The organism is Streptomyces sp. NPDC050625, from assembly GCF_040654755.1.
GTDB lineage: Bacteria > Actinomycetota > Actinomycetes > Streptomycetales > Streptomycetaceae > Streptomyces.
On record NZ_JBFAIQ010000006.1, the window covers coordinates 383,646 to 406,687 of the forward strand.

Below are 23,042 nucleotides of genomic sequence, written 5' to 3' on the forward strand. Positions count from 1 at the left end.
TGAGGGGGACACCGGAAAACGGTGTCCCCCTCTTCATGAGGACACCGACATGTACAAGCTTTTCTTCCGTCTGGTTTTCAAACGGATGGACCCGGAGCAGGCCCACCACCTGGCCTTCCGCTGGATCCGCCTCGCCGTCCGCGTCCCGGTGCTGCGCACCTTCCTCGCGGCCGCCCTCGCGCCCCGCTACAAGGAGCTGCGGACGGAGGCGCTCGGGCTGCGGATGCACGGCCCCTTCGGCCTCGCCGCCGGCTTCGACAAGAACGCCGTCGCCGTCGACGGAATGGCGATGCTGGGCTTCGACCACGTCGAGATCGGCACGGTGACGGGCGAGCGGCAGCCCGGAAATCCCAGGAAGCGGCTGTTCCGCCTCGTCCCGGACCGTGCGTTGATCAACCGCATGGGCTTCAACAACGACGGCTCCCTCGCCGTCGCGGCCCGCCTCGCGACCCGTGAGCCGGTCTTCCCGACCGTCGTGGGCGTGAACATCGGCAAGACCAAGGTCGTCCCGGAGGCGGAGGCCGTGGGCGACTACGTGAAGTCCGCCCAGCGGCTCGCGCCGTACGCCGACTACCTGGTGGTCAACGTCTCCTCGCCGAACACGCCCGGGCTGCGCAACCTGCAGGCGACCGAGGCGCTGCGCCCGCTGCTGACCGCCGTGCGCGAGGCCGCCGACCGCGCGGTGTCCCACCGCCGGGTCCCGCTGCTGGTGAAGATCGCGCCGGACCTCGCGGACGAGGACGTGGACGCCGTGGCCGACCTGGCCGTCGAGCTCGGCCTGGACGGGATCATCGCCACGAACACCACCATCGCGCGCGAGGGCCTCGCTCTGAAGTCGGACCCGTCCCTCGTCAAGGAGACCGGCGGGCTGTCCGGCGCCCCGCTGAAGGCGCGCTCCCTGGAGGTCCTGCGCCGGCTGTACGCGCGCGTGGGCGACCGGATCACCCTGGTGGGCGTGGGCGGCATCGAGAACGCCGAGGACGCCTGGCAACGGATCCTGGCGGGCGCCACGCTGGTCCAGGGCTACAGCGCCTTCATCTACGAGGGGCCCTTCTGGGGCCGCGCGATCCACAAGGGGCTCGCCGCCCGGCTCCGTACGAGCCCGTACGCGACCCTCGCCGACGCGGTCGGCGCCGATGTCAGGAAGGCAGGAAAGACGGTATGACCGCCCTGGAACCCTTCGGCGCACGCCTGCGCCGGGCCATGGACGAGCGCGGCCCGCTGTGCGTCGGCATCGACCCGCACGCGTCGCTGCTCACGGAGTGGGGACTGAACGACGACATCGCCGGCCTGGAGCGGTTCAGCCGCACGGTCGTCGAGGCGATGGCCGACCGGGTGGCCGTGCTCAAGCCGCAGAGCGCGTTCTTCGAGCGCTTCGGCTCGCGGGGCGTCGCCGTCCTGGAACGGACCGTCGAGGAGGCACGCGCGGCCGGTGCGCTGGTCGTCATGGACGCCAAGCGCGGCGACATCGGCTCGACCATGGCCGCCTACGCCGAGGCCTTCCTGCACAAGGACGCCCCGCTGTTCTCGGACGCCCTGACCGTCTCGCCGTACCTCGGCTACGGCTCGCTGAGCCCGGCGATCGCGCTGGCACGGGAGAGCGGCGCGGGTCTGTTCGTGCTGGCGCTGACCTCCAACCCGGAGGGCGGCGAGGTGCAGCACGCGGTGCGGGCCGGCGGCCGGAACATCGGTGCGACGATGCTGGCCCACCTGGCGGCCGAGAACGCGGGGGAGGAGCCCCTGGGCTCCTTCGGGGCGGTCGTGGGCGCCACGCTCGGCGACCTGTCGTCGTACGACCTCGACATCAACGGTCCGCTCCTCGCCCCCGGCATCGGCGCCCAGGGGGCGACCCCGGCCGATCTTCCCGGGGTCTTCGGGGCGGCGGTGCGCAATGTCGTGCCGAACGTCAGCCGGGGTGTTCTGCGTCACGGTCCCGAGGTCGGAGCGCTGCGCTCGGCCGCGGACCGCTTCGCGGAGGAGATCAGGGCGGCCGTGACGGCCGTCTGAGTCCTCCGATGAGTCTCCGTCGGGGCTTGGGTATGTGTCCGAAGGGTGTTCCGGTGAGGGACGCCTGGACGTCTTGAGTCTGAATACATCCTCAAATCCGGGGCAGTATGTCTGAAATGTCCGGCCTGACGGAGGCTGACCAGGACTTTTCCGCTGTTCTCGCTGACTCTGGCGGTCTCGACCGCTAGTCTCCGAGCAGAGTCAACGGGCAGGCGTGTTGCTCGTGGCTCCCCAGGTGTGGGGCGACTAGGTTCCTCACCGGTCCGTATCCGACAGTTCGACATCCGAGGTGACGTAGGCGTGGCTCTTCCGCCCCTTACCCCTGAACAGCGCGCAGCCGCGCTCGAAAAGGCCGCCGCGGCTCGCCGGGAGCGGGCCGAGGTCAAGAATCGACTCAAGCACTCCGGCGCCTCTCTTCACGAGGTCATCAAGCAGGGCCAGGAGAACGACGTCATCGGCAAGATGAAGGTCTCCGCCCTGCTCGAGTCCCTGCCGGGCGTGGGCAAGGTCCGCGCCAAGCAGATCATGGAGCGACTCGGTATCTCCGAGAGCCGCCGCGTGCGCGGCCTCGGTTCCAACCAGATCGCCTCCCTGGAGCGCGAGTTCGGCAGCACCGGTTCCTGAGTACTGGGCAGTCCGGGACCGGCGTCCCGGGCAACCCGGGATTGCTGGAATAATCGCTGCATGGCTGCAACATTCCGGGGGACGACCCCCGAGCCCCCGGACGTACGTCCGCGGCTGACCGTGCTCTCCGGCCCCTCCGGGGTCGGCAAGAGCACGGTCGTCGCCCATATGCGCAAGGAACACCCCGAGGTCTGGCTCTCGGTGTCGGCGACCACCCGTCAGCCCCGCCCCGGCGAGAAGCACGGTGTCCACTACTTCTTCGTCACCGACGAGGAGATGGACAAGCTGATCGCCAACAGCGAGCTGCTGGAGTGGGCCGAATTCGCCGGCAACCGCTACGGCACGCCGCGTGCGGCCGTGCTGGAGCACCTGGAGGCCGGTGTGCCGGTTCTCCTGGAGATCGACCTCCAGGGCGCCCGGCAGGTCCGTGACTCCATGGCGGAGGCCCAGCTGGTGTTCCTGGCTCCTCCCTCCTGGGAGGAGCTCGTGCGCAGGCTCACGGGCCGGGGCACCGAGCCGCCCGAGGTGATCGAGCGCCGCCTGGAGGCGGCCAGGATCGAGCTGGCGGCCGAGCCGGAGTTCGACGTGACCTTGGTCAACACCTCTGTCCAGGACGTGGCCCGCGAGCTGCTAGCCTTGATGGACGTTGTGTGATCGTGTCTGATCTTTTCCCATCTTTCGGAAGGTAGAGCGTGTCCTCTTCCATCACCGCGCCCGAGGGCATCATCAACCCGCCGATCGACGAGCTCCTCGAGGCCACCGACTCGAAGTACAGCCTCGTGATCTATGCGGCCAAGCGGGCCCGCCAGATCAACGCGTACTACTCGCAGCTCGGCGAGGGCCTCCTCGAGTACGTCGGTCCGCTCGTCGACACCCACGTCCACGAGAAGCCGCTCTCGATCGCCCTGCGGGAGATCAACGCCGGTCTGCTGACGTCCGAGGCCATCGAGGGCCCGGCGCAGTAGTACTTTCAGATTGCGGTTGGCTTTATCCACAGGCCCGGCAGCACGACTGCCGGGCCTGTGGTGTGCTCGGGGGTGCGGGGGTCGTTCCCGGCCCGTGATGCAGCATTGAGTCGTACGTTGTCGAGATCGCGTTTCGTACGTTGTCGAGTTCGGGGAGCCACGGTGGACAAGCCAAGGGTCGTTCTGGGGGTCAGCGGCGGCATCGCCGCGTACAAGGCCTGTGAGCTGCTGCGGAGGCTGACGGAGTCCGGTCATGACGTCCGCGTGGTCCCGACCGCCTCCGCGCTGCACTTCGTCGGCGCGGCCACCTGGTCCGCCCTGTCCGGCAACCCCGTCTCCACCGAGGTCTGGGACGGCGTCCACGAGGTCCCGCACGTCCGCATCGGCCAGCACGCCGACCTGGTGGTGGTGGCTCCGGCCACGGCCGACATGCTCGCCAAGGCCGCCCACGGCCTCGCCGACGACCTCCTCACCAACACGCTCCTCACCGCCCGCTGTCCGGTCGTCTTCGCCCCGGCCATGCACACCGAGATGTGGGAGCACCCGGCCACCCAGGAGAACGTGGCGACGCTGCGCCGCCGCGGCGCCGTCGTGATCGAGCCGGCGGTCGGCCGCCTCACCGGCGTCGACACCGGCAAGGGCCGGCTGCCCGACCCCGCCGAGATATTCGAGGTCTGCCGCCGGGTGCTGGCCCGGGGCGTCACCGAGCCGGACCTGAAGGGCCGGCATGTCGTGGTCAGCGCCGGCGGCACCCGTGAGCCCCTCGACCCGGTCCGCTTCCTCGGCAACCGCTCCTCCGGCAAGCAGGGCTACGCCCTGGCGCGTACGGCCGCCGCGCGGGGCGCCCGGGTGACGCTGATCGCGGCGAACACCGGCCTGCCGGACCCGGCCGGCGTGGACGTCGTCCCGGTCGGCACGGCCGTGCAGTTGCGCGAGGCGGTGCTGAAGGCGGCCGCGGACGCCGACGCGGTGGTGATGGCCGCAGCCGTCGCGGACTTCCGGCCCGCGAACTACGCCTCGGGGAAGATCAAGAAGAAGGACGGCCAGGACCCGGAGCCGGTCGTGCTGGTGCGGAATCCGGACATCCTCGCGGAGATCTCAGCCGACCGGGCGCGCCCCGGACAGGTGATTGTCGGTTTCGCCGCCGAGACGGACGACGTCCTCGCCAACGGCCGGGCGAAGCTGGCACGCAAGGGATGCGACCTCCTCGTGGTGAACGAGGTGGGGGAGCGCAAGACCTTCGGTGCCGAGGAGAACGAGGCCGTCGTGCTGGGCGCGGACGGCAGTGAGACGCCCGTACCGCACGGCCCGAAGGAGGCGCTGGCCGACATCGTCTGGGACCTGGTCGGGCCCCGTCTGGCCTGAGTCGTTTCGGCCGTGCGGCGGCGCCTTCCCCGGTGACATTGTCGCGTGGCGACACTGGCCAATGGCGCTCGGCATTGGGCAGAATGCGCGTGCCGCAGGTCACAGCGCTCCCGAGAGGCGAGACGGGTGGGCCGGTGGCGGAGCACGACCGATAAACTGTTCTCGGACGACGCCGGGCGCAGCCCCCGTGTCGTCCGACAATGATCAGCCAGCAGCCGCTGCAACCCCAGGGAGCGTTGTGTCCCGTCGACTGTTCACCTCGGAGTCTGTGACCGAGGGTCACCCCGACAAGATCGCTGACCAGATCAGCGACACCATTCTCGACGCGCTTCTGCGCGAGGACCCGACCTCCCGGGTCGCCGTGGAGACACTGATCACCACGGGCCTGGTGCACGTGGCCGGTGAGGTCACGACCAAGACGTACGCGGACATCGCGACGCTGGTCCGTAACACGATCCTGGAGATCGGCTACGACTCCTCCAAGAAGGGCTTCGACGGCGCCTCCTGCGGTGTGTCGGTGTCCATCGGCGCGCAGTCGCCGGACATCGCCCAGGGTGTGGACAAGGCGTACGAGACCCGGGTCGAGGGTGACGACGACGAGCTCGACAAGCAGGGCGCGGGCGACCAGGGCCTGATGTTCGGCTACGCGACGGACGAGACGCCGACGCTGATGCCGCTCCCGATCTTCCTGGCGCACCGCCTGTCCAAGCGTCTCTCGGACGTCCGCAAGAACGGCACGATCCCCTACCTGCGCCCGGACGGCAAGACGCAGGTCACCATCGAGTACGACGGCGACAAGGCGGTCCGCCTCGACACGGTGGTCGTCTCCTCGCAGCACGCGAGCGACATCGACCTGGAGTCGCTGCTCGCCCCCGACATCCGTGAGTTCGTCGTGGAGCCGGAGCTGAAGGCGCTCCTGGACGAGGGCATCAAGCTGGACACCGAGGGCTACCGCCTGCTGGTCAACCCGACCGGCCGCTTCGAGATCGGCGGCCCGATGGGCGACGCGGGTCTGACCGGCCGAAAGATCATCATCGACACGTACGGCGGCATGGCCCGCCACGGCGGCGGCGCGTTCTCCGGCAAGGACCCGTCCAAGGTGGACCGCTCGGCGGCGTACGCGATGCGCTGGGTCGCCAAGAACGTCGTCGCCGCGGGCCTGGCCTCGCGCTGCGAGGTCCAGGTCGCCTACGCGATCGGCAAGGCCGAGCCCGTCGGTCTCTTCGTCGAGACCTTCGGCACCCACAAGGTCGAGCCCGAGAAGATCGAGAAGGCGATCGACGAGGTCTTCGACCTCCGCCCGGCCGCCATCATCCGCGACCTCGACCTGCTCCGCCCGATCTACGCCCAGACCGCGGCGTACGGCCACTTCGGCCGCGAGCTTCCCGACTTCACCTGGGAGCGCACGGACCGCGTGGACGCCCTGCGCAACGCCGCGGGGCTGTAAGTCCCGAGTGCCGCCTTCCCGCCGTGGCCCGGCTTCCCTTCGGGGGCCGGGCCTCGGCGTTTCACAACCCGGCGCACTCCACCGAAGCAAACGACGCCACCCGGTGCGAGGGGCACGGGTACTTCAACTTCCGGAATGATTTCCACGCAGGTTCGAATCCTGCTGCCGGTCCTGGACCGGTATGGCCGAGTGGCCCAAGGCAGAAGTCAGCGCCTGACGGCGGCCGTGGCAGGGTTGGTCTCGGGCGGGCGTCGGTTGTCAGTGGCTTTTGGTAAAAATGCAAGCGTGAGCAGCGAGAACGGGCAGGGGGACGGCGGGGCCGAAGTGGCGCCGCCGGAGCAGCTCGCGCTCATCCGGGAGAGCGTGCGGGGCGCCAAGGTGCCCCGGGCCAAGCCCCGGACCTGGCGCGGGGCCGCGCTCGCCAAGGAGCTGCCCGTCGCACGGGTGCTGGTCGACAAGGGCGTGCTCCACCTCGACCGGTACTTCGACTACGCCGTGCCCGAGGAACTGGACGCCGAGGCCCAGCCCGGGGTGCGGGTGCGGGTGCGGTTCGGGGCCGGCAGGCACCGCGTGCGGGACGGGCGCCGCGAGGGCGGCGGACTCATCGACGGCTTCCTGGTGGAGCGGCGGGCCGAGTCCGACTACTCGGGGCCGCTGGCCGCGCTGGCCCAGGTGGTGTCGCCCGAACCCGTGCTGAGCGCGGAACTCCTCGGCCTGGCCAGGGCCGTCGCCGACCGGTACGCGGGCAGCCTCGCCGATGTGCTGCAACTGGCCGTGCCACCGCGCAGCGCGCGAGCCGAACAGCGCCCCTCGCCCCCGCCACTGCCACCGCCGCCGGCTCCCGACGCCGGGTCCTGGTCCCGGTACGAGCACGGGCCGGCCTTCGTCGAGTCGCTGGCCTCGGGCGGCGCGCCCCGTGCCGTGTGGAACGCGCTGCCCGGACCGGAGTGGAGCGAGGAACTCGCGCGGGCCGTCGCGGCGACCCTCGCCTCGGGACGCGGCGCGCTCGTCGTCGTACCGGACGGACGGGCCGCCGCCCGGGTCGACACGGCGCTGACCGCGCTGCTCGGCGAGGGACGCCACGCGCTGCTCACCGCCGATGCCGGGCCCGAGAAGCGATACGCACAGTGGCTCGCCGTGCGGCGGGGTTCCGTACGGGCCGTCGTCGGCACGCGGGCCGCCATGTTCGCGCCCGTGCAGGACCTCGGACTCGTCGCCATCTGGGACGACGGGGACGACAGCCACAGCGAGCAGCACGCGCCGCAGCCGCACGCCCGGGACGTGCTCCTGCTGCGCGCGGCCCTGGACAGGTGCGGCTTCCTGCTGGGCGGCTGGAGCTGCACCGTGGAGGCCGCGCAGCTCGTGGAGAACGGCTGGGCGCGTCCCCTGATCGCGGGCCGGGAGCAGGTGCGGCTGGCCGCGCCCCTGGTGCGGACGGTGGGGGACGGCGACCTCGCCCGGGACGAGGCCGCGCGTGCCGCCCGGCTGCCGACGCTTGCCTGGCAGACGGTCCGGGAGGGACTCAAGCACGGGCCGGTCCTCGTGCAGGTGCCCCGGCGGGGCTATGTGCCGCGCATGGCCTGTGCCCAGTGCCGGGCGCCCGCGCGGTGCCGGCACTGCTCCGGGCCGTTGGAGGCGCAGGGCGCGGGGGCGCTGCGGTGCGGGTGGTGCGGTCGCGAGGAAGGTGCCTGGCACTGTCCGGAGTGCGGCGGCTTCCGGCTGCGGGCCCAGGTCGTGGGGGCGCGGCGGACCGCCGAGGAAATGGGGCGGGCCTTTCCCGCCGTACCGGTGCGCACCTCGGGGCGGGAGCACGTGCTGGACACGGTGCCGGGGACTCCCGCGCTGGTCGTGAGCACACCCGGGGCCGAACCCGTCGCCGAGGGCGGCTATGCGGCGGCCCTGCTGCTGGACGGCTGGGCCATGCTGAGCCGTCCCGACCTGCGGGCCGGAGAGGACGCGCTGCGCCGGTGGATCGGTGCCTGTGCGCTCGTGCGGCCGCAGGGGGACCGGGGCACCGTGGTGGTCGTCGCCGAGCCGACGCTGCGACCGGTACAGGCGCTGGTGCGCTGGGACCCCGTCGGACACGCGGTGCGGGAGCTCTCCGAGCGAGCGGAGCTGGGATTTCCGCCGGTGTCCCGGATGGCCGCGGTGTCGGGCACGGCGGAGGCGGTCGCGGAGTTCCTGCAAACGGTCGAACTGCCGTCGGATGCCGAGGTGTTGGGGCCCGTGCCGATGCCGCTCACCCTTCCGGGGCGGCCGAGACGGACCGGGGCGCCACCGCCCGGGGAGCACTGGGAGCGCGCGCTAGTGCGGGTGCCGCCGGGAAGCGGGGCGGCGCTGGCATCCGCGCTGAAGTCGGCGCAGGCCGCGCGGATGGCGCGGGGGAGCGGGGAGGCCGTACGGGTGCGGATCGATCCGCCGGACATCGGGTGAGGTACGCGGAGGCCGGGTGGGGTGCGCGCTCGTCGGGTGAGACCCGCGGCCATCGGATGGGCCCCGCGGCCATCCAGTCAGGCTCACGGCCATCGGGTGAGACCTGCGGAGGTCGGGTGGGGCCCGCAGCGATCGGGTCGGGCTCACGGCCATCGGATGGGGCCCGGCGGAGGTCGGGTGGGGCCCGGCGGAGGTCGGGTGGGGCCCTGCGGAGGTCGGGTGGGGCCCGCGGCCATCGGGTGGGGCCCGGCGGAGGTCGGGTGGGGCCCGCGGCCGTCCGGTCAGGCTCACGGCCATCGGGTGGGGCCCTGCGGAGGTCGGGTGGGGCCCGCAGCGATCGGGTCGGGCTCACGGCCATCGGATGGGGCCGGGCGGAGGTCGGGTGGGGCCCGCGGCCATCGGATGGGGCCCGGCGGAGGTCGGGTGGGGCCCGCGGCCATCGGATGGGGCCCGGCGGAGGTCGGGTAGGGCCCGCAGCGATCGGGTCGGGCCCGCGGCCATCGGATGGGGCCGGGCGGAGGTCGGGTGGCGCCCGCAGCCATCGGCTCGGGCCCGCGGGCATCGGGGGAGACCCGCGGCCGTCGACTCGGGCCCGCGGCCATCGGGTCAGGCTCACGGTCGTCGGGGGAGACCCGCAGCCATTGGCTCGGGCCCGCGGCCATCGGAGGGGACCCACGGAAGTCGGGGCAGGCCCACCAAAGTCGGGGCACGTCCACGGACATCGGGTCAGGTCCACTGATGTCGGTGAAGCCCTCGGCGGCGAGGTGAGGCCGGGCATGCGGCTGCCCTCCCGGATGCCTGCCGGGAGGGCGGCGTGAGAATGCGTCAGCCGTTGCGCGGGCTGGGGAAGGCCGTGGGCCTGGCCTCGTCGCGGAGCGTGGGGCTGCCCGCTGTGGGCTGGGTCGGCATGGAGCGGGCCGCGGGGACCGTGGGGACCGAGGGGAGGCCGGTGTTCACATTGAGCGTGCGGGTCCCGGACGGCTCCGTGGTGTGCTCGGTCTCGGCGGCAGCCTGGGCGGCGGCGCGCCGGGCGCCGTAACGGCGGTGCACCGCCTGCTTGGTGACGCCGAGTGCGGAGCCCACCGCGTCCCACGAGAAGCCGAGCGAGCGGTCGAAGTCCACGGCGGCCGTGACCAGGGTCTCGACGCTGTCCCGGAGTTCCTGCGCGAGACGCACGGTCGGGGCGGGGGCGCGTCCGTAGACGACGAAGCCCGTGGAGGGGCCGGAGCGGCGCGGGCGGTAGACGTTGCCCAACTGGGCGGTGAGCGTGCGCAGTGCGTCCACCTGGCGGCGGACCCGCTCGATGTCCCGCACCAGCAAGTGCAGGCTGGCCCGGGCCTGGGCGTCGTGGGTTGCGTGGTCGGCCATGAACAAGCCTCTCGAACCGGCGTTGAAAGGAATTGGGCCGCCGAATGCGGCCCTTTGTGGTCAACTCTTTCTTGACCAACGCGTGTGCGCTCCGCTGGTCACGGTGTGGGGGCGTACGGGCATATGCGTACGCCGGTTTGCCCACCCGTGCACCACCTGTCTCCAGTCAGGTGAAAACCGGTGCATGCCGTGGACGTTGCTCGCCGTCGGCGGATTGCGTGCGTGGTCATAGACTTGGGGGCTGCCCGCCGTCGCCACCGCCCGAGAGGCCCGAACCCTTCCATGAAGCTCGTCTTCGCCGGTACCCCCGAGGTCGCCGTTCCCGCCCTGGACGCTCTCATCGCCTCCGGGCGGCACGAGGTGGCCGCCGTCGTCACGCGGCCCGACGCGCCGGCCGGGCGCGGGCGCAGGCTGGTCGCGTCACCCGTGGCCGAGCGGGCGGAGGAGGCCGGGATCGAGGTGCTGAAGCCGCTCAAGCCGCGGGACCCCGAGTTCCTGGAGCGGCTCGCGCAGATCGCCCCGGACTGCTGCCCCGTGGTCGCCTACGGCGCCCTGCTGCCCCGCGTCGCCCTCGACATCCCCGCCCACGGCTGGGTCAATCTGCACTTCTCGCTGCTGCCCGCCTGGCGCGGGGCGGCGCCCGTGCAGCACTCCATCATGGCGGGGGACGAGATCACGGGCGCCTCCACCTTCCTCATCGAGGAGGGGCTGGACTCGGGACCGGTGTACGGGACCGTCACCGAGGAGATCCGGCCCACCGACACCAGCGGCGACCTGCTCACCCGGCTCGCCTTCGCCGGCGCCGGGCTGCTCGCCGCGACCATGGACGGCATCGAGGACGGCTCGCTCAAGGCCGTGCCGCAGCCGGCCGAAGGCATCACCCTGGCGCCGAAGATCACCGTCGAGGACGCCCGGATCGACTGGACCGTCCCGGCCCTGCACGTCGACCGGGTGGTGCGCGGCTGCACCCCGGCCCCCGGCGCCTGGACCACCTTCCGCGGCGAGCGGCTCAAGCTCGTCCAGGCCACGCCCGTACCGGAGCGGACCGATCTGCTGCCGGGGCAGCTGGCCGTCGGCAAGAACAGCGTGCACGTGGGCACCGGGTCCTACGCCGTGGAGCTGCTGTGGGTGCAGGCCCAGGGCAAGAAGCCGATGCGGGCGGCGGACTGGGCACGTGGAGTGCGGATCGCGGCGGGCGAGACGCTGGGCGGCTGAAGCACGGCCCCGGCTCCTCCCGTCGGCGGACTTCCCGGTGTACGCGGCGGCACCGCCCAGGCCCCCGGGACGTACGCTGGCATCGGTACCCATCCCACATCCGGAGCACCTTTTTCGTGAGTGAGCAGTCCCGGCGGCCTCGCAAGCCCGCCAAGCCCTACCGCCGTCCCCAGAAGGACCCCGTCCGCATCCTCGCGTTCGAGGCCCTGCGCGCCGTGGACGAGCGGGACGCGTACGCCAACCTCGTCCTGCCGCCGCTGCTGCGGAAGGCGCGGGAGAAGGAGGGCCCCGACAAGTTCGACGGCCGGGACGCCGCCCTCGCCACCGAGCTGGTGTACGGGACGCTGCGCCGGCAGGGCACGTACGACGCGGTGATCGCCGCCTGCGTCGACCGGCCGCTGCGGGAGGTCGACCCGCCGGTGCTCGACGTGCTCAGCCTCGGTGCGCACCAGCTGCTCGGCACCCGCATCCCGACGCACGCCGCCGTGTCCGCCTCCGTCGAGCTCGCGCGCGTCGTCCTCGGCGACGGGCGGGCCAAGTTCGTCAACGCCGTGCTCCGCAAGGTCGCCCAGCACGACCTCGACGGGTGGCTGGAGCGGGTCGCGCCGCCCTACGACGAGGATCCCGAGGACCATCTCGCCGTCGTGCACTCGCACCCCCGCTGGGTCGTCTCCGCGCTGTGGGACTCGCTCGGCGGCGGGCGGGCCGGGATCGAGGACCTGCTGGAGGCCGACAACGAGCGGCCCGAGGTGACCCTCGTCGCCCGTCCCGGGCGGGCCACGGCCGAGGAGCTGCTCCGCGAGGAGGCCGCCGTGCCGGGGCGCTGGTCGCCCTATGCCGTGCGGCTCGCCGAGGGCGGGGAGCCGGGCGCCGTCGAGGCGGTCCGGGAGGGCCGGGCCGGTGTGCAGGACGAGGGCAGCCAGCTGGTCGCGCTCGCACTCGCCAACGCGCCGCTGGAGGGCCCGGACGAGAAGTGGCTCGACGGATGCGCGGGGCCCGGCGGCAAGGCCGCGCTGCTGGCCGCGCTCGCCGCCGAACGCGGGGCCGCGCTGCTCGCCTCCGAGAAGCAGCCGCACCGCGCCGGCCTGGTGGCGAAGGCCCTGGCCGGCAACCCGGGGCCGTACCAGGTCATCGCCGCCGACGGGACCCGGCCGCCGTGGCGGCCCGGCACCTTCGACCGGGTGCTGATGGACGTGCCGTGCACCGGTCTGGGCGCCCTGCGCAGACGGCCCGAGGCCAGGTGGCGCCGCCGCCCGGAGGACCTCGACAACTTCGCGCCGCTGCAGCGCGCCCTGCTGCGCACCGCGCTCGACTCGGTGCGGGTCGGCGGGGTCGTCGGCTACGCCACCTGCTCGCCGCACCTCGCCGAGACCCGTGCCGTGGTCCAGGACCTGCTCAAGCAGCGCCCGGACACCGAACTCGTCGACGCCCGCCCGCTGCTGCCCGGCGTACCGGCCCTCGGCGAGGGCCCCGACGTACAGCTGTGGCCGCATCTGCACGGCACCGACGCCATGTATCTGGCGCTCATCCGCCGGACCGGCTGACCTCGGACTCGCGCACGACCGGGACCGCACCGTCCTCGTGCGCGAGCCGGTGCGGCCACCACACCTTCCGGCCGGCGTCCAGAAACAGCGCCGTGACCAGCACCGACCGTACGACGAAGGTGTCCAGCAGGACGCCGAGGGCGACGGCGAAGCCGATCTCCGCGAAGGCCACCATGGGCAGGGTGCCGAGCGCGGCGAACGTCCCGGCCAGGACCAGGCCCGCGGACGTGATGACCGCGCCGGTCGCCGCCAGGCCCGTCACCACGCCGGGGCGGGTGCCCTGGCGGGTGGCCTCCTCGCGGATGCGGGTGGTCAGGAAGATGTTGTAGTCGATGCCCAGGGCCACCAGGAACACGAAGACGAACAGCGGGAAGTCCGTCTGCTCACCCGCGTAGTCGAAGACGTGCCGGAAGGCGAGGGCGCTGGCGCCGAGGGCCGCCGCGAAGGACAGCACCACCGTGCCGATCAGCAGCAGCGGCGCCACCAGTGACCGCAGCAGCGCGCCCAGGATCAGCAGCACGACCAGCAGGACCGCCGGGATGATCAGCACGTTGTCGTGCGTGGTCGCCCGCTCCATGTCCAGCAGGGCCGCGGTGCCGCCGCCCACCTGCGCGTCGGCGCCCGGCAGCGCGTGGACGGCGTCGCGCACACGCTCGACGGTGTGCTTGGCCGCCTCGCTGTCGGACGGGTCGGTCAGGGTCGCCTCGAACAGGACCTTGCCGTCGTACGAGGGTTTCGTCCCGGGCGGGACGGTGACGCTGTCCGGCGCGACACCGCGCGTACCGGCGACCGCCTGCCGCACCTGGTCGCCCTGCGCCCTCTCCGCCACGACCACCAGCGGGTCGCCGCTGCCCGCCGGGAAGTACCGCTGCGACACCTTCTGCCCGGTGATCGAGTCGGGGGTGCCGGTGAAGGCGTCCGCGTTGCCGATGCCGTCGGCGCGGAGCTGGAGGAGGCCCAGCGAGAGGACGGCCAGTGCCAGGGCGGTGGCGCCCCAGACGACCCGGGGTCGGCGGCTGATGCCGCGGCCCATACGGGCCCAGACGCCCCGCTCGGTCGGGTCGGACGAGCCGAAGTGCGGGACGACCGGCCAGAAGATCCAGCGGCCGAAGAGCAGGAGCAGGGCCGGAAAGAGCGTGAGCATGGCCAGCAGCGCGACCGCCACGCCGATCGCGGCGACCGGGCCCAGTCCGCGGGTGGAGTTCATCTCGGCGGCCAGCAGCACCAGCATGCTCAGCACCACGGTGGCGCCCGAGGCGAGCACCGCAGGGCCCGCGCGGTGCAGGGCCAGCGCCATGGCCTCGTGCCGGTCCTCGTGGCGGCGCAGCTCCTCCCGGTAGCGGGCGACGAGGAGCAGCGCGTAGTCGGTCCCGGCTCCGAAGACCAGCACCGTGAGGATGCCCGCGCTCTGGCCGTTGACGGTCAGGCCCGCGTGCCGGGCCAGGAGATAGATCAGCGCCTGCGACGTGAACAGGGCGACGACCACCGCGACGAGGGGCACGAAGATCAGGACCGGGCTGCGGTAGGTCAGCAGCAGCATGACGATCACGACGCCCATCGCCGAGAGCAGCAGCGTGGAGTCGATGCCCTCGAAGGCCTTGGAGAAGTCGGCGGAGGTGCCGCCCGGCCCGGTGATGTGGACGGCGAGCCCGTCCGAGCTCCTGCCCACCTGGTCGCGCAGCGTGTCGACGGCCGGGGCGAGCTCGGACCAGCCCTTGGCGTCCATCGTGATGGGCACGTAGATCTGGGCGGCCTTCGGCGCGGAAGCGCTGTCGTAGACGGGTCCGCGGGTCTCGGCGCCGCGGATGCCGTGCGCGGTCAGCCCCTTGATCTCCTGGACGTCCCGCCCGATCTGCTGCTTGTCCCGCGCCGTGAGTCCGCCGTCGCGGGCGAACACGACGACCGCCGGTATCTGCTCGGGCCGGAAGTGGTTGGAGGTGTCGAGCACCTGGGTGGATTCCGCGGACCCGGGCAGCCAGGAGGCGGCGTCGTTGTCCTGGGCGTCCGTGAGCTTCTGGGCGAGCGGGCCCGCGAGCACGAGCGCCAGCAGCCAGAGGGCCACTATCAGCCACTTGCTGCGACGTCCGGTCAGGAATTTGATGAGCCCCTGGCGCACATGACGCCCATGATCGTCCGATCCCGCGTCCCTCATAGCGCCCCCCTAGGGCCCTGCCGTCACCTTCTCGCCTGCGCGGCGGGGCCTGGTGCGCCCGCCCTCCGGGCGGACGACGTGAAGGTGACGACAGGGCCCAGCCGCACATCGAGCCAGTGGGCCGCCCAGCATGGCACGGCCCCGTCCGTGGGGCACCTGATTTGCAGAATGGTCTGTACCGTCGTGATCCAGCCGGGGACCGAGGCGAACATCCGTGCCCGGACATGGCAGGCTTGGGTCATGGCCGTGCAGATCAACCCCAGCATCCTGTCCGCCGATTTCGCCCGCCTCGCGGAGGAGGCGAAGGCGGTGGAGGGAGCCGACTGGCTCCACGTCGACGTGATGGACAACCACTTCGTCCCGAACCTCACGCTCGGCGTGCCGGTCGTAGAGTCCCTGGCGCGGGCGACGGACACGCCGCTGGACTGCCATCTGATGATCGAGGACGCCGATCGGTGGGCACCCCAGTACGTCGAAGCGGGTGCCTCGTCCGTCACCTTCCACGTCGAGGCGGCCGCCGCCCCGGTGCGGCTGGCCCGCGAGATCCGCGCCAAGGGTGCGCGTGCCTCCATGGCGCTCAAGCCCGCGACGCCCATCGAGCCGTACGAGGACCTGCTCCCCGAGCTCGACATGCTGCTGATCATGACGGTCGAGCCGGGCTTCGGCGGTCAGGCGTTCCTGGACATCATGCTTCCGAAGATCCGCCGCACGCGTCAGCTGATCGAGAAGCACGGTCTCGAACTCTGGCTGCAGGTCGACGGAGGAGTCTCCGCGTCCACGATCGAGCGGTGTGCGGACGCGGGCGCCGACGTCTTCGTCGCCGGTTCGGCGGTGTACGGGGCGAACGACCCGGCAGATGCGGTACGTGCACTGCGCGCACAGGCGGAGACGGCCACCGCCAAGGCGTCCTGGGCATGCGACCACTGAGCCACAACGACGTGAACAGCTAAGGGAACGGCGCCCATCAGGGCGGATCAGTCGCGCCGGATCTGCAAGGATGAACGGCGAATCCAGAGTGTGAACAGCAGTGAGGAGATCGCCGTGTCGGGTATGTCGGCGGGCCGGTCAGCCATGCGGATGGGACCCGCTGAGCTGGTGCAGGCGGCGGCCATGGCCCGCCGCTTCTACCTCGAGGGCAAGTCCAAGATCCAGATCGCGGAGGAGTTCGGCGTCAGCCGCTTCAAAGTGGCCCGGGTTCTGGAGACTGCCCTCGAACGGGATCTCGTACGCATCGAGATCCGCGTGCCGGCCGAGCTGGACGCCGAGCGCTCCGACGCGCTCCGCGCCCGCTACGGCCTGAGGCACGCCGTCGTGGTCGAATCCCCGGCCGAGGCCGAGGAGACCCCCGACCCCGAGAACCTCGGCGAGGTGGCGGCCGACCTGCTCGGCGAGCTCGTCAACGAGGGGGACGTCCTCGGACTGGCCTGGGGCCGCTCCACCATCCACATGGCGGCGGCCCTCGACCGGCTGCCACCGTGCACGGTGGTGCAGCTGACGGGCGTGTACGACGCCGGGACCGCCGAGCGCGGCTCCGTCGAGGCCGTCCGCCGCGCCGCCCAGGTGTCCGGCGGCGACGCGCACCCCATCTACGCGCCGATGCTGCTGCCGGACGCGGCCACCGCGGCCGCGCTGCGCCACCAGACCGGGATCGCCCGGGCCTTCGAGTACTTCGACAAGGTCACGGTCGCCTGTGTCTCCATCGGCTCCTGGGAGCCGGGCATCTCGACGGTGCACGACATGCTCAGCGACGAGGAGCGGGCGCACTACGCCTCGCTCGGTGTCGCCGCCGAGATGTCCGCGCATCTCTTCGACGCCGAGGGCCGGCGCGTCGGCCGGGACCTGGGGGAGCGGTGCATCACGGTCAAGGCCGACCAGCTCCGCCGTATCCCCGAGGTCGTGGCGATCGCCGGCGGCCAGCGCAAGGCGTCCGCGATCGACGCGGTGCTGCGGTCGGGTCTGGTCACCAGCCTGGTGACGGACACGTCGGCGGCGGACTATCTGATGACCGCGGGGCCCACGCCGAAGCCCGCCCTGAACCGGGCGGACCCGGACGGCGCCTGAGGGCGGCCCGCGGCAGGTCATGAGGGGACGGCCGTGACAGCACCGACGGCGTGCTGCTGCGGTTCGTCCCCCGCGTGCTTTCCGATGATCATTACGACACGTTCAGGACGGTGCTGAGATGACGAGCCGGCGGGTGGTGACGCTGGACCTCGGCGGGGTCGCCGACAAGGCCGCGTTCATGGACCGCTTCGCGCGGACCCTGTCCCTGCCCGACTGGTCCGGCCGCAACTGGGACGCGCTCGCCGACAGCCTCGGCGACCCCTCGTTCTGGCCGCCGGACGCGGCCGAGAACGGGCTGCTCCTCGTCGTCGGCGGCTGGCTGGAGTACGCGGCGGCCCGGCCCGACGAGTGGGCGGTGGCACTGGAGGTGTTCACCGAGGCGTCCGGCCGCGGACCCCTGCTGACGGTGGCGCTCGCGCTGGGTTGACCGGGGCCGGTTCGGCAGATCCTCCGAACGCCCTGTGACCTGCCTGGATGATTCGACCGGGCATCGCATTCCGGCCGTCATGGGACAATGAAGTACGTGCTTCTCCCCCGGGCTGACCTGTCCGGGGGTCACCTCTGATCGACTGGGATGTGCGGCACGTGCGTTTCCTCAATGACATCCAGCCCGCGTACGACCTGACGTACGACGACGTCTTCATGGTGCCGAGCCGCTCCGCGGTCGGCTCGCGTCAGGGCGTGGACCTCAGCTCCCCGGACGGCACGGGCACCACGATCCCGCTGGTCGTCGCCAACATGACCGCGATCGCGGGCCGCCGGATGGCGGAGACCGTGGCCCGGCGCGGCGGCCTGGTGGTGATCCCGCAGGACATCCCGATCGACGTCGTCACCGATGTCGTCTCCTGGGTCAAGAGCCGCCATCTGGTCCTCGACACGCCGATCGTGCTGGCCCCGCACCAGACCGTCGCCGACGCTCTGGGTCTGCTGTCCAAGCGGGCGCACAACGCCGGTGTGGTCGTCGACGAGGACGGCCGCCCGATCGGTGTGGTCACCGACCGGGACCTGACCGGCGTCGACCGCTTCACCCAGCTCACCGAGATCATGTCGACGGACCTGCTGCTGCTCGACGCCGACATCGCGCCGCGCGAGGCCTTCAACATCCTCGACGGGCACAACCGCCGCTACGCCCCGGCCGTGGACAAGGACGGCAGGCTCGCCGGCATCCTCACCCGCAAGGGCGCCCTGCGCGCCACGCTCTACACCCCGGCCACCGACGCCGAAGGCAGGCTGCGCATCGCCGCCGCCGTCGGTATCAACGGTGATGTGGCGGGCAAGGCCAAGCAGCTGCTCGACGCGGGCGTCGACACGCTCGTCATCGACACCGCGCACGGCCACCAGGAGTCGATGATCAGCGCCATCAAGCTGGTCCGCGACCTCGACCCGCAGGTGCCGATCGTGGCGGGCAACATCGTCTCCGCCGAGGGCGTCAAGGACCTGATCGACGCAGGGGCGGACATCATCAAGGTCGGTGTCGGCCCCGGCGCCATGTGCACCACCCGGATGATGACCGGTGTCGGCCGGCCGCAGTTCTCCGCGGTCCTGGAGTGCGCCGCCGAGGCGAAGAAGTACGGCAAGCACGTGTGGGCCGACGGCGGTGTCCGGCACCCGCGCGACGTCGCGATGGCGCTCGCGGCCGGTGCGTCCAATGTGATGGTCGGCTCGTGGTTCGCGGGCACCTACGAGTCGCCGGGTGATCTGCAGCAGGACGCCGACGGCCGCCTGTACAAGGAGTCGTACGGCATGGCGTCCGCGCGCGCGGTGCGCAACCGCACGTCGGAGGAGTCGGCCTACGACCGCGCCCGCAAGGCGCTGTTCGAGGAGGGCATCTCCACCTCCCGGATGTTCCTCGACCCGGTCCGTCCGGGCGTCGAGGACCTGATCGACTCGATCATCGCGGGCGTCCGTTCCTCGTGCACCTACTCCGGCGCGGCCTCCCTGGAGGAGTTCGCCGAGAAGGCCATCGTCGGCATCCAGAGCGCGGCGGGCTACGCCGAGGGCGAGCCGCTGCACGTCAGCTGGAGCTGAGCCGGCGCCCTGTTTCCAAGCGGCCCCCGTCCTCCCGGCACCCGGGAGGACGGGGGCCGTCGGCGTCTGTGTGAACCGTGCCTGCGAAGCCTGTGCGCAACGCTCGAAAGCCATGGCGCAACGAATGGACACGCTCCCGGGATGAACGCAATGATCTTACGGGTATGCGCAAGGTTGCTGCATTACGCCCGTAAAGCCCTGGCTCATAGGGTGCTGCGCTGTACGTGGTGTGGCGGGGACCCCGCTCGGTGGGTTCCTGCCCTCGCAGGGACGCCGCCGGTCCCCTCCGCCCTCAGTGGCAGCGATAAGGAGCCAGCGCGTGCTCGACCAAGGCGCACCCCCGCAGAACCGTAGAGAGACCGCATCAGCGTCCCCGGGCGTTGCCGCGGGCCTCATGCGTCGCAAGCCCGTGGAAAGCCTGGTCGCGGAGAGCGGCCAGGGCGAAGGAGGCACGCTCCGGCGCTCCCTCGGCCTGTGGCAGCTGACGATGATCAGCATCGGTGCCACGCTCGGCACCGGCATCTTCGTCGTCCTCGGCAACGCCGTTCCGGAGGCCGGTCCCGCGGTCACCCTGGCCTTTGTGATCGCCGGTCTTACGGCACTGTTCTCGGCCCTGTCGTACGCCGAGCTGGCGGGCAGCATCCCGGTCGCCGGCTCCTCCTACTCATATGCGTACGCAACGATGGGTGAGCTGGTCGCCTGGGTCTGCGGCTGGTGCCTCGTGCTGGAGTACGGCGTGTCGGTGGCCGCGGTCGCCGTCGGCTGGGGCGAGTACCTGAACGAGCTGCTGAACGGCACCATCGGCGTCACCATCCCGGCCGCCCTGTCCTCGGCGCCCGGCGAGGGCAACGGCATCATCAACCTGCCCGCCCTGATCGTCGTTCTCCTGGCGATGGTGTTCCTGCTCGGTGGCGCACGTGAGTCCGCCCGGGCCAACACGATCATGGTGTGTGTGAAGATCGCCGCCCTGGTGCTCTTCTGCTCCATCGGTTTCATGGGCTTCAAGTCCGGCAACTACGCCGACTTCATGCCGCTCGGCATGGCCGGGGTCAGCGCCGCCGGTGCCACGCTGTTCTTCTCGTACATCGGCTTCGACGCCGCCTCCACCGCCGGTGAGGAGGCGAAGAACCCCAAGCGGGACCTGCCGCGGGCGATCATGCTGTCCCTGATCATCGTGACCGCGCTGTACGTGCTCGTCGCGGCCGTCGCCGTCGGCGCCTGGAACTGGAAGAAGTTCGACGGCTCGGAGGCCACCCTCGCCGCGATCATGAACGATGTCAGTGGCCAGACCTTCTGGGGCACGCTGCTCGCCCTGGGCGCGGTCATCTCCATCGCGAGCGTGGTGCTCACCGTGCTCTACGGTCAGACCCGCATCCTGTTCGCGATGTCCCGCGACGGTCTGGTGCCCAAGGCGCTCGGCAAGGTCCACCCGAAGACCGGTGCCCCCCGCCTCAACACGGTGATCGTGTCCCTGTTCTGCGGTGTGCTCGCCGCGCTCATCCCGCTGGGCAAGCTCGTCGACGCCACCAGCATCGGCACGCTGTTCGCCTTCGGGCTGGTCAACATAGCGGTCGTCATCCTGCGGTACCGGCGGCCGGAGCTGGAGCGCACGTTCAAGGTGCCGTTCGGACCGGTTCTGCCGGTGCTGGGCTTCCTGTTCTGCGCGTACAACATGTTCAGCCTCGACACCGTCACATGGGTCGTCTTCGGGTGCTGGATGGCCGCCGGACTCGTGTTCTACTTCCTGTACGGCTACCGCCGTTCCCGACTCGCAACACCTGAGAGCTGATCAACCCACTGTGCTGAACGATCTCGACGAACGCATCGTGCACGCCCTCGCCGAGGACGCCCGCCGCTCCTACGCGGACATCGGGCAGCTGGTCGGCCTGTCCGCGCCCGCCGTCAAGCGGCGCGTGGACCGGCTGCGGGCCACCGGAGCCATCACCGGTTTCACCGTACGGGTCGACCCGGCGGCGCTCGGCTGGGAGACCGAGGGGTTCGTCGAGATCTACTGCCGGCGCAACACCTCGCCGGAGACCATCCAGCGGGGACTGGAGCGCTACCAGGAGGTCGTGGCCGCCTCCACCGTCACCGGTGAGGCGGACGCGGTCGCCCAGGTCTTCGCCTCCGACATGCGCCACTTCGAGCGCGTGCTGGAGCGGATCGCGGGGGAGCCGTTCGTGGAACGAACCAAGTCCGTCCTGGTGCTCTCGCCACTGCTGCGGAGATTCTCCTCGGGTTCGCCCACCTGAGCCGCGCTATGCGCAGCGGCGGCCGACCCGGGGCCGGCCGCGTCCAGGCGGATGACCAGGGCGTAGGCCGCGATGCGATGGCGTCCGGCGAGGACCAGCCACCCGTCCGGGCGCGCGGAGATCACCCGGAACCCGGCGAACACCGTGCCCTCGGCCGGCGGTGCCGGCGCTCTTGCCACTGCGACGCTCGCCTTGGTTTCGCCGACCTGAGCCGCGCCACGTGTGGCGGCTGGCGGCCTTGGTTTCGCCGACCTGTGAGCCGCGCTATGCGCAGCGGCGGCCGACCGAGGTGAGCAGGCGGCGTACGGCGAGGGCGTGGGTGCCGGTGTCGATGACGGCGAGCCGGTAGAGGGTGCCGAGGGGGCCGGGGAACCGGGCCCGGGTCTCGGCTCGTAGCAGGGTGTGGCCGGGGCCGGCCGCGTCCAGGTGGAAGAGCAGGGCGTAGGTCGAGAAGCGGTGGCGTCCGGCGAGAACCAGTTCGCGGCCCGGTTGCGCGGAGATCACCCGGAACCCGGCGAACACCGTGCCCTCGGCCGGTGGGCGGCGTGGTCCGGACGCCGTGTCGTCGGCGGCGCCGACCAGGCGTGCGTAGCCGGTTGCGCGCGGGCTGGTGAACGAGTGGTCCAGGACGTCGCCGAGACCGCGCCAGACGGCGTCGGGCCGTGCCGGGACGAGGGTCGTGTGCTCGTCGACGAACGGCAGTGCGGCGATCGCGGCGGGCTTCATACGGGTTCCCCTCAGTCGGCCGTCTTGCGGGCCAGGGCGTTGCTCCCGATCGAATTGTGCACACTGAAGCTCACGGCGTCCGAGCGGTAGCGGTCGTCCGACCACTCCACCGGGCGCCCCTCACGGGTCGTCGTCACCCTGCGGACCCGCAGCAGGGGGCTGGTGCGGCGGATGCCGAGCAGCTCGGCGTCCTGGGCGCCCGCCGCCACCGCGTCGATGACGTGCTCACCGTAGGCGAAGACCAGGCCCGTGTCCTCGAAGAGCCGCTGGGTGACGGACGGGCAGTCCGGCTCGATGGCCTCGACGGCCGGGGCGATCCAGTCGGCGTACACGGTGCGCTCCAGCAGGACCGGCTCGCCGTCCAGACCGCGCACCCGCAGGACGTGCAACACGGGCGTCCCCGCGCGCAGTTGGAGGCGGACGGCGTCCTCCTTGGTCGCCGGGCGGTACTCCTGCGCCACGACATGACCCGTCGCCTCCCGGCCCATCGCCCGCGCCCACTGCGCGAAGCTGCGCAGTTCCTCGAAGCTCTGGCTGCGACGGCTGGCCAGCACCACCCTGCGGGCGCCCTGGCGGGAACCGATCAGTCCCTCGGTGGTGAGGGTCGCGACGGCCTGGCGCAGGGTGCCGCGTGAGACGCCGTACTGCGCGGCGAGTTCCGTCTCCGAGGGCAGCCGACTGCCGACTGTGTACTCCTCGCGGTCGATCGCCCGCCGCAGTTCATCGGCGATCTCCTCGTGTCGCGCGGTCATGCTTCCCCTCTGAGTGGATCGCTGTGCACAGCGTGACCAGCCTAATCGAGACCTGAGCGTGATCTGGAACGGTCTGGATTGTGCACACAACAAGCGGTCAAAG

Annotated in this window: 20 protein-coding genes; 16 read left to right on the plus strand and 4 right to left on the minus strand. The window is 71.8% G+C overall.

Annotation, left to right across the window (positions count from 1 at the left end; genetic code table 11):
- The first annotated feature begins 49 nt into the window (after positions 1–49).
- The 8 genes from AB0I54_RS17460 to AB0I54_RS17495 all read left to right on the plus strand — a co-directional run bounded on the left by AB0I54_RS17460 (position 50) and on the right by AB0I54_RS17495 (position 8,841).
- Complete coding sequence (locus AB0I54_RS17460) at positions 50–1,165, plus strand: quinone-dependent dihydroorotate dehydrogenase (protein ID WP_363296847.1); 1,116 nt, start codon at positions 50–52, stop codon at positions 1,163–1,165.
- A complete protein-coding gene (gene pyrF / locus AB0I54_RS17465; RefSeq protein ID WP_363296848.1) occupies positions 1,162–2,007 on the plus strand; it encodes an orotidine-5'-phosphate decarboxylase in 846 nt (281 codons plus the stop codon). The genes AB0I54_RS17460 and pyrF overlap by 4 nt, the downstream gene beginning before the upstream one ends.
- Before the next feature lie 300 nt (positions 2,008–2,307).
- Positions 2,308–2,631 carry an integration host factor gene (locus tag AB0I54_RS17470; RefSeq protein WP_003977346.1) on the plus strand — a complete coding sequence of 108 codons (324 nt, stop codon included), beginning with the start codon at positions 2,308–2,310 and terminating at the stop codon, positions 2,629–2,631.
- Positions 2,632–2,691: 60 nt separating this feature from the next.
- Positions 2,692–3,285: a guanylate kinase gene (gene gmk / locus AB0I54_RS17475; RefSeq protein ID WP_363296849.1), complete on the plus strand. Its 594-nt coding sequence runs from the start codon at positions 2,692–2,694 to the stop codon at positions 3,283–3,285.
- A 38-nt stretch (positions 3,286–3,323) separates the two neighbouring features.
- Positions 3,324–3,596 (plus strand): DNA-directed RNA polymerase subunit omega, encoded by a 273-nt coding sequence (rpoZ, locus tag AB0I54_RS17480; RefSeq protein ID WP_005319902.1) that lies wholly within the window; start codon positions 3,324–3,326, stop codon positions 3,594–3,596.
- A gap of 162 nt (positions 3,597–3,758) precedes the next feature.
- Positions 3,759–4,961, plus strand: a complete 1,203-nt coding sequence (gene coaBC, locus AB0I54_RS17485) for a bifunctional phosphopantothenoylcysteine decarboxylase/phosphopantothenate--cysteine ligase CoaBC (RefSeq protein ID WP_363296850.1) — start codon at positions 3,759–3,761, stop codon at positions 4,959–4,961.
- A 238-nt stretch (positions 4,962–5,199) separates the two neighbouring features.
- A complete protein-coding gene (gene metK, locus AB0I54_RS17490) occupies positions 5,200–6,408 on the plus strand; it encodes a methionine adenosyltransferase (protein ID WP_363296851.1) in 1,209 nt (402 codons plus the stop codon).
- 285 nt (positions 6,409–6,693) lie between these two features.
- The gene (locus AB0I54_RS17495; RefSeq protein WP_363296852.1) at positions 6,694–8,841 is read left to right on the plus strand and encodes a primosomal protein N'; all 2,148 of its coding nucleotides are present in this window, start codon (positions 6,694–6,696) and stop codon (positions 8,839–8,841) included.
- 825 nt (positions 8,842–9,666) lie between these two features.
- On the opposite strand, the gene AB0I54_RS17500 is transcribed toward AB0I54_RS17495, so the two are convergent.
- Entirely contained in the window at positions 9,667–10,209 is a 543-nt protein-coding gene (locus tag AB0I54_RS17500; protein ID WP_363296853.1) for a hypothetical protein, read from the minus strand.
- Between the two features lie 282 nt (positions 10,210–10,491).
- Between AB0I54_RS17500 and fmt the strand changes: the two genes are divergently transcribed.
- Together fmt and AB0I54_RS17510 are read left to right on the plus strand one after the other, a co-directional pair.
- Positions 10,492–11,424, plus strand: coding sequence for a methionyl-tRNA formyltransferase (gene fmt, locus AB0I54_RS17505; RefSeq protein WP_363296854.1), 933 nt, complete (start codon positions 10,492–10,494; stop codon positions 11,422–11,424).
- A 116-nt stretch (positions 11,425–11,540) separates the two neighbouring features.
- Complete coding sequence (locus AB0I54_RS17510) at positions 11,541–12,968, plus strand: transcription antitermination factor NusB (RefSeq protein ID WP_363296855.1); 1,428 nt, start codon at positions 11,541–11,543, stop codon at positions 12,966–12,968.
- Here AB0I54_RS17510 and AB0I54_RS17515 read toward each other — a convergent pair.
- Positions 12,949–15,120 carry an MMPL family transporter gene (locus tag AB0I54_RS17515; RefSeq protein WP_363296856.1) on the minus strand — a complete coding sequence of 724 codons (2,172 nt, stop codon included), beginning with the start codon at positions 15,118–15,120 and terminating at the stop codon, positions 12,949–12,951. The genes AB0I54_RS17510 and AB0I54_RS17515 overlap by 20 nt on opposite strands.
- A gap of 240 nt (positions 15,121–15,360) precedes the next feature.
- On the opposite strand from AB0I54_RS17515, the gene rpe reads away from it, so the two are divergent.
- From rpe to AB0I54_RS17545, 6 genes are all read left to right on the plus strand, one after another.
- Positions 15,361–16,047, plus strand: a complete 687-nt coding sequence (rpe, locus tag AB0I54_RS17520) for a ribulose-phosphate 3-epimerase (RefSeq protein ID WP_363296857.1) — start codon at positions 15,361–15,363, stop codon at positions 16,045–16,047.
- Between the two features lie 90 nt (positions 16,048–16,137).
- A complete protein-coding gene (locus AB0I54_RS17525; RefSeq protein WP_263206551.1) occupies positions 16,138–17,181 on the plus strand; it encodes a sugar-binding domain-containing protein in 1,044 nt (347 codons plus the stop codon).
- Between the two features lie 118 nt (positions 17,182–17,299).
- Positions 17,300–17,608, plus strand: coding sequence for a barstar family protein (locus AB0I54_RS17530; RefSeq protein ID WP_363296858.1), 309 nt, complete (start codon positions 17,300–17,302; stop codon positions 17,606–17,608).
- Positions 17,609–17,766: 158 nt separating this feature from the next.
- Positions 17,767–19,209: a GuaB1 family IMP dehydrogenase-related protein gene (locus tag AB0I54_RS17535; RefSeq protein ID WP_363296859.1), complete on the plus strand. Its 1,443-nt coding sequence runs from the start codon at positions 17,767–17,769 to the stop codon at positions 19,207–19,209.
- A gap of 319 nt (positions 19,210–19,528) precedes the next feature.
- On the plus strand, positions 19,529–20,998 hold the full coding sequence (locus AB0I54_RS17540) for an amino acid permease (RefSeq protein ID WP_363296860.1): 1,470 nt from the start codon (positions 19,529–19,531) through the stop codon (positions 20,996–20,998).
- Positions 20,999–21,008: 10 nt separating this feature from the next.
- Positions 21,009–21,461, plus strand: coding sequence for an Lrp/AsnC family transcriptional regulator (locus AB0I54_RS17545; protein ID WP_205385847.1), 453 nt, complete (start codon positions 21,009–21,011; stop codon positions 21,459–21,461).
- Between the two features lie 264 nt (positions 21,462–21,725).
- On the opposite strand, the gene AB0I54_RS17550 is transcribed toward AB0I54_RS17545, so the two are convergent.
- On the minus strand, positions 21,726–22,187 hold the full coding sequence (locus AB0I54_RS17550; protein WP_363296861.1) for a hypothetical protein: 462 nt from the start codon (positions 22,185–22,187) through the stop codon (positions 21,726–21,728).
- A gap of 11 nt (positions 22,188–22,198) precedes the next feature.
- A complete protein-coding gene (locus AB0I54_RS17555) occupies positions 22,199–22,939 on the minus strand; it encodes a GntR family transcriptional regulator (RefSeq protein WP_363296862.1) in 741 nt (246 codons plus the stop codon).
- Positions 22,940–23,042: the final 103 nt, after the last annotated feature.

What these genes read in the sequence shown, in the direction of transcription:
- rpe (WP_363296857.1), top strand. Translation starts at nt 15,361, where the DNA reads ATGGCCGTGCAGATCAACCCCAGCATCCTGTCCGCCGATTTCGCCCGC.
- AB0I54_RS17530 (WP_363296858.1), top strand. Translation starts at nt 17,300, where the DNA reads ATGACGAGCCGGCGGGTGGTGACGCTGGACCTCGGCGGGGTCGCCGAC.
- AB0I54_RS17550 (WP_363296861.1), bottom strand. Translation starts at nt 22,187, where the DNA reads ATGAAGCCCGCCGCGATCGCCGCACTGCCGTTCGTCGACGAGCACACG.
- fmt (WP_363296854.1), top strand. Translation starts at nt 10,492, where the DNA reads ATGAAGCTCGTCTTCGCCGGTACCCCCGAGGTCGCCGTTCCCGCCCTG.
- gmk (WP_363296849.1), top strand. Translation starts at nt 2,692, where the DNA reads ATGGCTGCAACATTCCGGGGGACGACCCCCGAGCCCCCGGACGTACGT.
- AB0I54_RS17460 (WP_363296847.1), top strand. Translation starts at nt 50, where the DNA reads ATGTACAAGCTTTTCTTCCGTCTGGTTTTCAAACGGATGGACCCGGAG.
- AB0I54_RS17555 (WP_363296862.1), bottom strand. Translation starts at nt 22,939, where the DNA reads ATGACCGCGCGACACGAGGAGATCGCCGATGAACTGCGGCGGGCGATC.
- pyrF (WP_363296848.1), top strand. Translation starts at nt 1,162, where the DNA reads ATGACCGCCCTGGAACCCTTCGGCGCACGCCTGCGCCGGGCCATGGAC.
- AB0I54_RS17500 (WP_363296853.1), bottom strand. Translation starts at nt 10,209, where the DNA reads ATGGCCGACCACGCAACCCACGACGCCCAGGCCCGGGCCAGCCTGCAC.
- AB0I54_RS17515 (WP_363296856.1), bottom strand. Translation starts at nt 15,120, where the DNA reads ATGAGGGACGCGGGATCGGACGATCATGGGCGTCATGTGCGCCAGGGG.